Consider the following 13,534-nt stretch of genomic DNA (forward strand, 5'->3'; position numbering starts at 1 on the left):
TGATTACGGGAGCAGGGATGAGAGCTGGATATCTGTTACTGGCAAGCCTTCTGACATTGCCGGTCCAGGCGAAGAGTGCCTTCGAAACCTATGGTGACATCGGTCAATATGCCTTGCCGGCATTGGCGGCAGGCTTCTCCTGGTATCAGGGCGATACCGAAGGGCTACAGCAGTTTGGTTATGCCCTGGGCTCCACCGTGGTGACGGTGGAAGTGCTGAAACACTCGGTGGATGCCACCCGGCCCAATGGCGAGGAGCAGAGCTTCCCATCCGGCCATAGCGCCCTGGCATTCAGTGGCGCTGGCTACTTGCAGATGCGATATGGCTGGCAATATGGGGTTCCGGCTTATCTGGCTGCTGGTGCGGTCGGTTGGTCGCGGGTCAGTGCCCATGAGCACTACTGGCGTGATGTGATTGCCGGAGCGGCCATTGCCGTTGGTTTTGACTATTTATTTACCACACCGAGTGGTCAGCAGTTCTCTTTGTATCCCACCATCCTTGACAATGAAGCGCAGGGCGTGGCATTCAATTATCAGTTTTAACTGCATAAAACGAGGCTTTTTAAGCCTCGTTATTCATTCTATCTATTGTTCCATCCCTCGTTTCAATCCCTGACTTCGATTCGCGATCGTCCCCTGTTTTTGCGCCAGTTTTTTGCGGCCACCAATCCTATTACTTATTGTCTCCATTGGATTTTTTCATCTACATCTCACCACGGGCAATGCTTGAAAGCGCTACCGATCGCAAATTGTAAGCGGTTACTAAGTCGGCGATCACAGAACTGTTGATAGATAAGAAAATAAGCAGGCAATAGGTTTAGCCTTTCTGGCGCACATGCGTGTGCACTCATCACATAAAAAAAATAACAAGGCGAAGCAGGACTCTGCTTCAGCTCACTCCGGTTCAACAACAACAAGGAAATGTCATGAAAAAATGGATGATGCCAGCGGGTGCCTGCCTGCTCGTTGGCGTGAGTCTGCCAGCCATGGCGGACTATTACTTCCGGGGTACGGCGAACGGTTGGGCTGCGACCGCCATGACCGCTGTGACCGCGACCCAATACGAAACCTGCCAGAGTTTCACCTCGGGGGATGCCACCGGTGGCCCGCGCTTCAAGATCGACCGTTACGGCGACTGGAGTGTTTCTTATCCGGCGACTGACTATGTGGTCAACGCCAACACCAGCTACAAGATAGCGTTCAACACCAGCACCAATGCGGTGACAGCCACGGCGGTCAGCAGCTGCAGCAGCACTCCGGTCAGCCAATGGTTCTTCCGCGGCACCTCGAACAGCTGGGCTGCCACGGCGATGACCTTGCAAGCCGATGGCCAGTATTGCAGTGACCAGACCTTTGGTGCCGCCAGTACCAGCCCACGCTTCAAGATTGACCGTTATGGCGACTGGAAAGAAGCCTATCCGGCAGCCGATTATGTGGTCGCGGCGAATACCAGCTACAAAGTCTGTATCAATCCGACCAGCAAGGTCGTGACCGCCACCGCCAGCCAGGTTGCCGATACCCAGGCTCCCGTTGCCGCCACCTCTCCGGCCGCCGGTAGCTATGTCGGGGCGCAATCCATCAAGCTGACGGTCAGCGACAATCAGGATACGGCCGCCAAGATTTACTACACCCTGGATGGCACTACACCGACGACAGCGTCCAAGCTCTATGCCGGTGAAACCATTCTTTCGCCTGCGACGGGCACCCTGACCATCAAGACGTTGAGCGTGGATGCCTCCGGCAACCAGCAGCAACAGAGCTTTGCCTTTACCCTGACGGCGACTCCAGTCGACAACTGGTACTTCCGCGGTACCCCGAATGGTTGGGCTACCACGGCCATGACGCTGGGTACCGATGGACTTTACTGTACGACCCAGCAGTTTGGCGCCGCCAGCACCAATCCGCGCTTCAAGATCGACCATAAGGGCGACTGGACCGAAGCCTATCCGGCTGCGGACTATGTAGTCTCGGCTGATACCAGCTACAAGGTCTGCTTCAACGCCACCAGCAAGCAGGTGACGGCGACCGCGCAAGGCGTTGTGGATACCCAGGCGCCGGTGGTGAATGCCGATCCGGCTGCCGGTTCCTACACCACGACCCAGTTCGTGAAACTGACGGTGACCGACAATACCGATGCCGCTCCCAAGGTCTATTTCACCCTGGATGGCACTGAGCCGACGACCAGCTCGACCCTCTACAGCGGTCAGACTTTCACCGCCGAGGATAAGGTGGCTGGCTCTGCCGCCGATCTGACGGTGAAGACGCTCGCCGTGGATGCGACGGGGAATCAGGGTAAGAGCACCTTCACCTACACGGTAGGGGCTCAGGTTTCCAGCGGTGATTTCCGTGGTGAGACCATCTACTTTGTACTGACGGCGCGCTTCAATGATGGCGACCCCAGCAACAACTACTACAACCGCGATCGCTATAAGGCGGGAGATCCGCACTGGCGCGGTGACTTCAAGGGCTTGATTGCCCAGCTGGATTACATCAAGGATCTGGGCTTCACCGCGATTTGGGTGACGCCGCCGGTGGAGAACCGCTCCGGTCTGGATTACCACGGCTACCATGCCTATGACTGGTACAAGGTGGATCCTCGTCTGGAATCAACCGATGCGACTTACCAGGATTTCATCAACGCGGCCCACGCCAAGGGGATGAAGGTGATCCAGGATGTGGTCATCAACCACTCCAGCCAATACGGTATTCGCGATGAGGTGTGGATCGACCATCTGCCGATCAAGTACTACGTCCCGACCGGTTCGACTCAGGGCCTGGTCAACAACGGTCCTTATCAGGGCAACCTGGGGGATTACAAGTCGGCCAACCGCGATGACAACGACAATGCCGTGGCTCCGTCCTGGTTCCAGGCGCTGCACAACAGCGATCCGCAGGGTGTGACACCGTTTGTCGATCCCAAGACCGGCACCACACTGCCGAAAGCTGGCTTCGATGCCAACCGCTTCTTCGGCATCGATGCGGCGGGGCTGGATCCGGCCTGGTATCACCTGGATGGCTTCATGTCCGGTGGCGATTGGGAAAATCCGAAGTCTCTGCAACGCAAGCATATGGCGGGTGACTGCGTCGATCTGGCTACCGAAAACCAGAACGTCAAAGATTACCTCAATGGTGCTATCCACAAGTATCTGGATATGGGTGTCGATGCCATCCGTCTGGATACCGCAAAGCATATCGAGCGCAATGAGCTGCTGACCTATACCCAGAACTGGCAGGCTTATAAGCCAGGCTTGTTCGTGTTCGGCGAAGTACTGGTCAAGGGTGCCGGGTTTGGTTCCGAGATCACCAACGATAACGCATCCGCCGAGATCCGTCCGTGGTGGTATACCCGTACCGGCAACAACAAGGCCCAGCCCAGCGGTGACTCCAAGCTCTCGGTGTTTGACTTCCCGCTGTTCTCCACCTTCCGTGACAACGTCACCAAGGGCTCGCTCGGCGGCGTCAAGGGCGTACTGGACTATGACTGGACCTATGCCGATCCGACCCAACTGGTAACCTTCTTCCAGAACCATGATGTGGGTCCGGATAACGACTTCAAATATCGTTATGGCGGTGAGCCAGCCAATGCGGCACTGGCCTACAACCTGTTGTGGACGGTGCGCGGTATTCCTTCCCTCTACTACGGCGAGGAAGTGATGTTCCAGGCGGGCTTGCCCCAGGATATCAGTGGCAACAGCGATACCGTGGATCAAACCGGCCGCGCCTACTTCGGCGACAAGCTGGCCAATCGGGCCACGCTGCAAGCCCATCCGCTCTATCAACACATCAAGCGTCTGAACCAGATCCGCAAGGCTGTCCCGGCTCTGCAGAAGGGGACCATGCTGAATGTCAACGAGTGGGGCAATGGCATGAGCTTCGTCCGTGATGCGGGCACCAGCTATGCGGTCGTCGGTCTGGCCACGGGCTCCAGCCAGAGCATCACGGTTTCCGGCGTCAAGAACGGTACCTACCGCGATGCCGTGACCGGTCGTGAAGTCACGGTGGGCAACGGTAGCCTGACCTTCACCGTCAACCCGTATTCCATCGGTGCTTATGTGCTGAATGGTCCGGGGAAAGTCGGTGCCGATGGCAACTGGTTGAAGTAACTCCGGCGGCTTTCAGCCGAGTAACAGATGTTCGGCCTGGAGTATGGCCGACCCCACAAGCCGGATGCCAAGGTGTCCGGCTTAATACCACCCGGGCTTGATGAGACCCATGGTCGCTCTTGCTGTTGTCTTCACTGTGGGGCCTGCAGGTTGTGGTTACTTCGCAACTTGTCAGGAGGGTCTGCCGCGATGCAGGCCGATGCCGAGTAAGGGACTGGCCCGATATGACAAGGAAAGCGTTCAATAATGCAAAACACGAAGGTAGCGCAACCGCAATGGTGGGGGCTTAAGGCCTCGGCCGTCGCCCTGGGCGTGCTAATGGGGATGGCAGCGGCTCCCGCTCAGGCCACCGTATCCGCCACCCATATCTATCACAACCATATGCCCAATTTCTGGCCCTACTATGACGTCAGCAAGTATGACAGTCAGGCGGTCGGGTCTGCCGTCCGTTACATGTACGACGGTCAGGTCAAGCAGCTCAAGGCCAGCCCGCCCTCGGGCTACAGCTTCTATATTCCCAATACCACCACGCCAATGCCCCATGACGATCTGGAGTCCTACTACGCGCATCATGCGAAGAAGGGCGCCTATCTGAGCTGGCCGATGGAAACCGCCGCCAGCAACAGTGGCAGCCACCCCATGAGTCAGACCCATGTCACCATGTCGGCGGCGGTGATCAACAACGTGCAGAGCTTCGCCGAGCTGGGCAACCAGGATGGCTACCCCTCCGGCTGGGGTAACTACTGGCGTTCGACGCAGCAGACCTACAAGACCAGTAATGGCTTCAAGGCGCTGGATACCATTCACTTCACCGGTCACCACAGCATGGGACCGCTGGTGGGCAACGATTATTTCCTCAAGGATCTGATCTATCACAACGTCACCCTGGCGCAGCCCTATTTTCTCGGTGACAGCTTCACCTCCTCCAAGGGCTTCTTCCCGACCGAGCTGGGCTTCTCCGAGCGTCTGATCCCGGTGCTGAACAAGTTGGGCATCACCTGGTCGGTGCTCGGTAATGTCCACTACTCCCGGACCCTGAAGGATTATCCGTATCTGAATGATCCGGGTGTCGACACCGTGATTTCACCGCCGAACCGCGCCGATCTGCAGAACGAAAGTAATGTCGGGGCCTGGGTATCGTTGAACATGTTCAACGAAAAGCAGGTGACTCGTAACAAGTTCCCGTTTGCCTCGATCCCGCACTGGGTGCAGTACGTCAACCCGGAAACCGGTGCTGTCTCCAAGGTCGCCGGTATTCCGGTCGAGCAGGCCAGCTCCTGGGAAGAGGGTTATCAGGGCTCGGTGACGGCTGCGGCGATCAAGCCCTATGAGTCCGCGGCTGCGGCCATGGGTCGGACCCAGTACTTCGTCATCGCCCATGACGGCGATAACAGCTCCGGTCGTGCCGGTGACGGCGGAACCTGGAAGAACTCCGGCTACGTCACCTATTCGGATTCGGGTGTGGTGGGGCAAGGGGTTGATGAATACCTGAAAGCCAATCCGATCCCGGCTACCGATGTGGTGCATGTGCAGGATGGTTCCTGGATCGACACCCGCGATTCCTCTGCCGATCCGACCTGGTATCACTGGCATCTGCCGATGGGGGTGTGGAATGGTCAGTTAGCGGCCTTTAATACTGCTCATGGCACCAGCTATACCTCGCAATATGCCGCCAACGGCGATCTGCGTCAGCATCTGCCGTCGCTGGAATATGGTTATCACTACCTGGAGCGCAACTTTGCCTTGCTGCAGGCGGCCGAAAACTATGCCAAGACCGCCGAACAAATCTGGTTGGATACCCATCCGACCTACTGGTCACCGACCACGGCACTGGATAAGCAGGTTACCTATCCGGGCAACCAGTTGAACCCCTGGATGCTCTCTTATCCGGTGAAGGGTGATGCCAGTAAGGACTATGCCGGTGGTGCCAACCCGGCGGAGCTGGGCTGGTACTTCCTGATGGCCAGTATCGACTCCGGTTTCGGTTACTATGACGAAAACGTCGATGATGGCGTCAAACCCACCATCTCGTTCAACCAGTCACTGCACTTCACCGAGCCTTATGTCGCGGCTAATCTGGCGAAAGACAAGACGGGTCCATCGGTCTGGTGGCCTCAGCGTTATCCGTACAACCCGGGTAGTGCCAACGCCTCCAAGGCGGAAGGTTGGGCCAAGATGTACATGGACAACGAGTTTGCCATCTACACCTATGCCTATGACGTCAGCGACGTCGCCGATATTCAGGTCAAGGTGCGTGTGCACACCGCCAAGAGTGCCGACCCCAAAGACAAGACCTATCAGCTGTATGATCCAGCGGCCCATGCCGGGGAAGAGAATGTCAATCCGGCCAACGTGGGGGATTGGGTCAGCTACAGCATGAAGGAGCGGGATCTCTCCGCCGACATCAATGGTGTCAGCTGGCAGCCCTCCAGCACGGCCGCCTTCCAGGTGGTACCGGCCAAGAAGATCGGTAATCTCTACTACACCTATCTGAATGCCTATCGCGATCAACTGCTCGACTACTACATCGAGGCGACCGATGCCAAGGGCAACGTCACCAAGAGCGATATCCAGCAGGTCTATGTCGGCGCCGGTCGCTACAAGATGGACGGCACCAAGAAGGTTGAGGACATCAACGGCCCTATCGCCGGTGAACACGCCTTCTTTACCGACAAGGCTCCGAGCAAGAAGGTGACCGTCTATATCGAAGGCAGTGAAGATAACCTCACCGGCCTGAGCGTAGACACCAAGGAAGATGGCACCACCAGTTGGGAGAATCAGTCGGTTGCTCCGCTCAGTGGCAGTGCTCGTTACTTCCGTCTGAGTGATACCTATAGCGGTGATGTGAATGGTCTCTATGTCCGTTATCTGGAGCCGTTAGACAGTAACTACAAGCCGAGCGCGAACGGTGTGTTGTTGACCGAAGGAACCTACACCATCAATGACGATGGCTCGGTCACTTCCGGCAAACCGGCGGATCTGGTGCTCAATACCACCATCTACTACAAGAACACCAGCTGGACCAAGGCCTGTCTGCACTACCGTGTCGATGCGGGCACCTGGACCACGGCTCCGGGTGCTGTGATGAACAGCCTCGGCGACGGTTGGTACTCCTACACCGTGGATCTGAGCACCGGAACACAGCTGGAGTTTGTTCCGAACAACTGCAGCGGTACCTGGGATAACAATGGTGGCTCCAACTACAAGACCGCGGCCGGAGTCTGGTCACTGAGCAGTGGCGTGATCAGCGAAGGGGCGCCGAATGTAAACAAGTCACCGTTTGCCGTGATTACACCGGCGAGCAAGACGGTTACTGCAGGCACAGTGGTCACCCTGAGTGGCGCGGGCTCCAGCGACCCGGATGGTTCAATTGCCAGCTACAAGTGGAGTACCGGGGCGACAACGGCGTCGATTGACTTGACGGTGAATAGCACCCAGACCGTGACCCTGACGGTCACTGACAATAAGGGCGCTACCGCTTCGGCGTCGGTGACCCTGACGGTTCCGGTTAACCAGGCACCGGTGGCCAGCATTACTCCGGCCAGTCAGACCGTGGACAAGGGCACTGTGGTGACCCTGAGCGCCGCCGGCTCTACCGATAGCGATGGTTCTATTGCCAGCTATCTGTGGAGCACGGGGGCAACCACCCCGAGCATTGCGGTCACGGTCAACCAGACCCAGACCATCAGTGTGACGGTAACTGACAACCAGGGGGCAACCAATACCGCGCAAGTAACCTTGACCCTCAAGGATACGACCCCGGCCCATAACTTTGCCCAGCTCTACTTCCGTGGAACCCCGAACGCCTGGGTGGCGACACCGATGACGCTGGTGGCCGCCAATACCTGGCGCACCAGCGTGGTCCTGGATGGTCAAGCCAACCAAAGGTTCAAGTTTGACGTGAAAGGGGACTGGTCGCAGAACTATGGCGATACCAACAAGGATGGCAAACTGGATCTGACCGGCAGTGATATCTACACCACGCTGGTGGGGACCTGTATTGTCGAAGTCAACGATGCAACCCTGGCTTACCAGGTGACTTGCCCGGTGACGCCGAAACCTCCGGTTGCCGTGATCACTCCCTCCAGTACCACGGTAAGCACCGGGAGCAGTGTGACCTTCAGTGCAGCCGGCTCCACCGACAGCGATGGCACCATCCAGAGCTATAGCTGGAACACAGGCGAAACCACCAGTTCGGTGACCCGGACCTTCACGGCAGCCGGTACCTATACCGTGACCGTGACCGTGACCGACAACGACGGCCAGACCAGCACTGCCAGCTCGGTGGTGACGGTGCAGGATGTGGTGAATTTCAAGAAGAACTTCGCCCAGCTCTACTTCCGTGGCACGCCCAATAGCTGGGGCAAGAGCGCCATGACGCTGGTGGCCGACAACACCTGGCAGGTTAACATCAGCTTCAGCGGAGCAGGGGACGCCAATGGTGCCCAGCGCTTCAAGCTGGACGTGAATGGCGATTGGGTCACCAACTATGGTGACAACAATGCCGATGGCGTGGCTGAGAAAACCGGCAAGGATATTGCCACGAGCGTGGTCGGTACCTATAAGGTCACCTTCAACGACAGTACCCTGAAGTACAGCATCTCTGCGCAATAAGCGTTCGACCTGATACCAGCCTGTTTCAGGCTGCAAGCCACAAGCCCCCGCCATCACTGGCGGGGGCTTTTTATTTTCGGGTTATGGCTGTGGCTGGGTTAGCGCGAGCCTACGGAGTCGGGGCCTAGGTAGCGTTGAATGATCTGTTGAATGACCTGTTCCTGCTCCATCTGCTGCAGGGCGGCGTCCAGTTGCTGCGTCAGTTGGTCATCGCTGCTGTGCAGTTTCAGGGCTACGGGGGCCGTGCTCAGCTGCAACCCTTGCTGATAATAATGAGCTCGTTGGGGATTTTGTTGCACAAGGTGATGGAACAGCACGTCGTCCATCACAATGGCATCCAGCCGATGACGTTGCAGCAGTTTGAGCAGCGTTTCTTCATCGGCATATTCATGTTTGCGCAATTGACCGGAGACAAACAGCGGCTCGAGCTTGGGATAGGAGTACCCCAGGATCAGGCCAATATCCAGATCCTTGAGTTCATCGACACGCTGAGCCTTGCTCCCATGATCACGGGCAAAATAGAGATACTCTCGGATTTCCATATAGCGCCGGGTAAAGCGGATCGGCGTCGGTGTCGGTTGCGGATTCCACAGCGGCGAGTCGGCGATGTTGATATCCAGTTGCCGGGTATCGAACAACTGATTCAGTCGTTTGGCCGGGTAGAGTTCGAGTTGGAGTTGATTCTGGGTTCGTTGGGCCAATTCCCGGGCAATATCCACGGCAATGCCCTGGAGTTGGTGCTGCTGGTCGTAAAATGCGAACGGCCGCCAGGGGGCGGTACCGGCATGCAACGTCTCGGCGTGTGCGAGCCCCGAGCTTAACAGGCATATCCAGATCCAGGACGATAACAGCTTCATCGGGGTTTACTCCGTGTGAGGAGAGGGTCGAGTCTGCCCGGCTCCTGCCTGGGCGATGCTGCAAGTATAATCCAGCCTGGAGCAACCCCATGACCCGGAACCTTCCTAGAATTTGCGGTTAATCAGCTCGCTGAGCACCATATGAGTTTTGACCATGGTGATATTCGGCAGGTTTTCGATCTCGCGGCGCAAGGATTCCAGCCGCGTCATATCCGCCACTTCGACATAGACCAGCATATCGGTCTGGCCACTGATGCTGTGACACAGCTGCACTTCCGGTAGCAGCCGTAACTGTTCGGCATATTGCTCACAACGCGCCACCTTGTAAAACAGCTCGAAATAGGCGCGGATCGGCGCTTGTTGCGCGCTGCCCAGCCGGGCGTGATAGCCGCTAATGATCTGCTGCTCTTCCAGCCGTTTCAGGCGCTCGGTTACGGCGGAGCGGGAGAGGCTGACCTCCCGCGCCAACTGGCTGATGCTCATGCGCCCGTCATCCTGTAACAGGGCCATGATCTTTTGATCGTACTTATCCAACAACCGCTCTCCCGGGTGTGAGCCTGCCGCATCGCGTACTCAACATGACGGCCAAAACCGTCATTTTGACCGTCATCGCCGCCAATTTGCGCCGTTACAGGGCAAGCTGGCGGCGTTAACATAGCAGAAAGTAAGGTGAACGGACTATGGATATGCCGAGATTAAAGAAGGAGTTAGGGCTGTGGCAGGGAATTGGCTTGTTGGCCACCTCATTGCTGGGAACGGGGATTTTCGTGGTACCGGCCACCTCGGCGGCACTGGCCGGGCCGGCCTCGGTGTGGATCTGGCTGCTGCTGATCGCGCTGGTGCTGCCGATTGCCTTTACCTTCGCCCGTCTCGGACGCCGCTACCCCCATGCCGGAGGTGCCCCCCACCTGATTGGCCTGGCCTTTGGCCCGGGGGCCGAACGCTTCTCGGCGTTTCTGTTTTTGGCGGTGTTGCCGGTTGGCTTGCCGGCGGCGCTGAATATGGCGGCCGGTTTCTGGCATGCGCTGTTTGCGATGAACGACTGGAGCCTGTGGGCGGTGCAGTTGCTGACCCTGGGTGGCGTGTTGCTGCTCGGTCTGCGCGGCGCGGGTTCGTCGGGCAGTTTGCAGTTGCTGATTGCCGGGGCCATCGTCGTCATGACGGGGCTGATTTGGTGGCTGGGGGATCTAAGCTGGCAGGATGGCCTGCAGCCGTTACCCCAGCTGGCGGGCTTGCCGGCACTGGGCAGCGCCATGGCGGTGATGTTCTGGTGTTTTGTCGGGCTGGAGGCGTTCGCCCATATGGGGGAGGAGTTTCGCAATCCGCGGCGGGATTACCCGCTGGCGCTGCTGTGCGGTGTGCTGCTGGCCGGGGCCATCTACTGGGCCAACTCGGTGGCGGTGGTGAAGTTCGGTCTCTATGGCGATGAGGCGACCAATGGCAGTGCCATTCCCATGTTGCTGGCGCAACTGCTGGGCCCTTCGGCGAAATGGCTGGCGGCGATCCTGGGCTATCTCTCCTGTTTTGCCAGCATCAACATCTACCTGCAGGGTTTTGCCCGACTGATCTGGAGTCTGGCCGACGAGGGCAAGTTACCGCGCCCCCTGGCGCGTCTCTCCTCCCGCGGCACACCGGTGCGCGCTTTGCTGTGCATCTTGCTGGTGTGCGTGCTGGCGACTGGGGTGACCCGAGTCTGGCATCTGCCGCTGGATCAGCTGATCCGCTATGCCAACGGCAACTTCATTCTGGTCTACCTGCTGTGTATGGCGGCCGGATGGCGACTGTTGCCAGCCACCGGACGGCTGCTGGCGGCGATCAGTTGCCTGTTGTGTGGCCTGGTGCTGCTGGCCCTGGCCGAACAGGCGCTCTACGCCCTGCTGCTCGCCGCCGGCTACGCTCTGTGGCATTACGCCCCTGCACTGCAACGCCGCTGGCGCCAGCCGCAACCAAGCGCTGAAATAGCGGACGCGGAGTAGAAGCCGCAGAACAATGGTCGTAGAACACATGCAACAAAATAAAGGCTTCCGCATAGAGGCCTGCGCGTAGTCCCTATCTTGCGATACCGATGGGGAAGCACTCGCGGAGGCCCTTGTTAAGCGCTACTGCCTTGCTGTGCTGAGTGATCGGCGATGTGGAACCGCGAGTTAGCGTGTCACATGGATCGATATTCTCTGAATGGCTGATTTTCGCCTTTTCTTATTGCTCCAGTTTGTTGCCTGCTTTGAGTGCTGCAATAACCGAGCGGATTTTGTCGAACACCGGCTTGACCGAATCATTGACATTCGGCTCAACAGAGGACACAAAGGCGCTCCACTTTCCGACTTTGTTTTTCGTTATACAGTAATCGAGGATGGCATCCATGTTTTGATATTTAGGTGAAAATGTAAGCACTGGATAATACCAGCCGTCAGTCTGGCTATTTTCAATCAAAGAATCACAGAGCCATTCTTGCTTTTCATGTGTAACTAATGGTAGGAATATTTTTGGATTGAGGCGCAATATTGCTGAGGCTATAAAGGATCTTAAACCGGCGGGTTTGTTTTTATAATATTCAACGTCCTCTGTTTTTATTGCTCCTTGTTCAATGGCTTCAGTAAATTCAGCTGTCTTTTTCTTCTCCTCCGGGTGTTCCATTAGGTATGCCATGGTCCAGTTTTCGGTTTCTTTTATCTCTGCTATTGAATCGCTAGTGTCGGCCCTGCATACGTTATGGCCGCTAATAAGCAATAGCATCAGCAGTATATTCATTGCTGGTTTCATGCTGCTTTTCCACTCCGTGATGATTTAGAGGCATAGCTTTTTCAGTTTTTCACGTTCCAGTCCAACTTGGAATTTTTGCACTTCAACTTGAGGTAATATTGTTTCACTGGCATCTATTACTTGCAATGCATGAGCGCAGTCATCTTTTTTGATCAAGTTGTGGGCGTAAATATTGGATGCAACAGCATGCATTTCTTTATATTGCCAAAACATTGGGTATTTCTTCACTTTGCTCTTTTCATGGATGAAGTTTGTCATTCGCTCAAGGAGCTTATCCGAATAAGCGATGGCGTGCTGATAATCCAAATTAAATTCTATCGACTGAAAGATTATTTCCAGCGTGAATTTTTTCTTGTATCCATTGAACGTTATGGCTTCGATGGGTTGCAGGATTTTAATCGCTTCTAATATGTTTTCTTTGGCGAGACTGTTTTCGTTTAACTTCGCATGAGCCAGAGACTTCATTTCTAATATATCTACAACAGAATCAATGCACTCTATCTGGTTTTGTTCTCTATCTGCTTTGCTGAATTCAACTTGGTTTACTCCAGCATAATCTTTACTCAAGAATAGGGATTCAATTTTATTGTGTTTTGCGAATATATCATCGCAGGCGATACCGTCCGGAGTAAACGTCAGGCATGAGGCAAGGGATATTATTTTCGCTATGGCCAGCCGTTGCATATTGTTAACCATAAAGTCCAGTTGTTTATCATGTGGATTGATATGTTCACCAAAAATCAGGGTCGTGAAGATTGCAGGCTCTGTGATTGCGTATGCCATTGCGCCAATGGAATATAGGGAAGGCTTAGTAATTCCTTTGATTGATAGTAACAGCCAATGATTTTGTCCTGATTGTGATCGGCGTCTTTCCAACAAAGATGTAAGTTGTAATTTTTATTTACGACTGAATTTCCTTCGCCATATATTCGCGCCAAAAATGAACTGTAGTTTCCTTTGCTGTTGCTGAGCATTAATGTTTTTATGAGAAGAATTACATTTTTGTTTCTTTGGCATATGGATTGATTGTTAAGTATTGTGTCTTTATCCATCCAAAGGCCGATTATTGTTCTGTATAGTTGCGGACTGTCGGTGCCGATGCAATCAATCATCATATCGTTCCAATCATCAAGCTTATTTTGTCTTATCAGCTTAATGCCAGAATCAATATATTTATCACTCAAGCATGCATTTCCATGAC

9 protein-coding genes are annotated in these 13,534 nt (G+C 55.6%); 4 read left to right on the top strand and 5 right to left on the bottom strand.

Annotation, left to right across the window (positions count from 1 at the left end; genetic code table 11):
* The first annotated feature begins 17 nt into the window (after nt 1–17).
* From ACZYUB_RS14950 to ACZYUB_RS14960, 3 genes are all read left to right on the top strand, one after another.
* Nucleotides 18–542: a phosphatase PAP2 family protein gene (locus ACZYUB_RS14950; protein ID WP_463949051.1), complete on the top strand. Its 525-nt coding sequence runs from the start codon at nt 18–20 to the stop codon at nt 540–542.
* Nucleotides 543–925: 383 nt separating this feature from the next.
* Nucleotides 926–4,102 (top strand): alpha-amylase family glycosyl hydrolase, encoded by a 3,177-nt coding sequence (locus ACZYUB_RS14955; protein WP_463949052.1) that lies wholly within the window; start codon nt 926–928, stop codon nt 4,100–4,102.
* Nucleotides 4,103–4,348: 246 nt separating this feature from the next.
* The gene (locus tag ACZYUB_RS14960; RefSeq protein WP_463949053.1) at nt 4,349–8,716 is read left to right on the top strand and encodes a PKD domain-containing protein; all 4,368 of its coding nucleotides are present in this window, start codon (nt 4,349–4,351) and stop codon (nt 8,714–8,716) included.
* A 98-nt stretch (nt 8,717–8,814) separates the two neighbouring features.
* Here ACZYUB_RS14960 and ACZYUB_RS14965 read toward each other — a convergent pair whose 3' ends face one another.
* Nucleotides 8,815–9,573: a substrate-binding periplasmic protein gene (locus ACZYUB_RS14965; RefSeq protein ID WP_463949054.1), complete on the bottom strand. Its 759-nt coding sequence runs from the start codon at nt 9,571–9,573 to the stop codon at nt 8,815–8,817.
* 105 nt (nt 9,574–9,678) lie between these two features.
* Nucleotides 9,679–10,107: an Lrp/AsnC family transcriptional regulator gene (locus ACZYUB_RS14970; RefSeq protein ID WP_463949055.1), complete on the bottom strand. Its 429-nt coding sequence runs from the start codon at nt 10,105–10,107 to the stop codon at nt 9,679–9,681.
* Between the two features lie 152 nt (nt 10,108–10,259).
* Here ACZYUB_RS14970 and yjeH point away from each other — a divergent pair, with 152 nt between their 5' ends.
* A complete protein-coding gene (gene yjeH, locus ACZYUB_RS14975) occupies nt 10,260–11,549 on the top strand; it encodes an L-methionine/branched-chain amino acid transporter (RefSeq protein WP_463949056.1) in 1,290 nt (429 codons plus the stop codon).
* Nucleotides 11,550–11,769: 220 nt separating this feature from the next.
* On the opposite strand, the gene ACZYUB_RS14980 is transcribed toward yjeH, so the two are convergent.
* The 3 genes from ACZYUB_RS14980 to ACZYUB_RS14990 all read right to left on the bottom strand — a co-directional run.
* Entirely contained in the window at nt 11,770–12,333 is a 564-nt protein-coding gene (locus tag ACZYUB_RS14980) for a hypothetical protein (protein ID WP_463949057.1), read from the bottom strand.
* Between the two features lie 24 nt (nt 12,334–12,357).
* The gene (locus tag ACZYUB_RS14985) at nt 12,358–13,116 is read right to left on the bottom strand and encodes a hypothetical protein (RefSeq protein ID WP_463949058.1); all 759 of its coding nucleotides are present in this window, start codon (nt 13,114–13,116) and stop codon (nt 12,358–12,360) included.
* Nucleotides 13,074–13,534: hypothetical protein (locus ACZYUB_RS14990; RefSeq protein WP_463949059.1), on the bottom strand; the 461-nt coding region annotated here is incomplete at its 5' end. The genes ACZYUB_RS14990 and ACZYUB_RS14985, both read right to left, overlap by 43 nt.

It is taken from the genome of Pseudaeromonas sp. HNCC25DJ182, assembly GCF_055413365.1.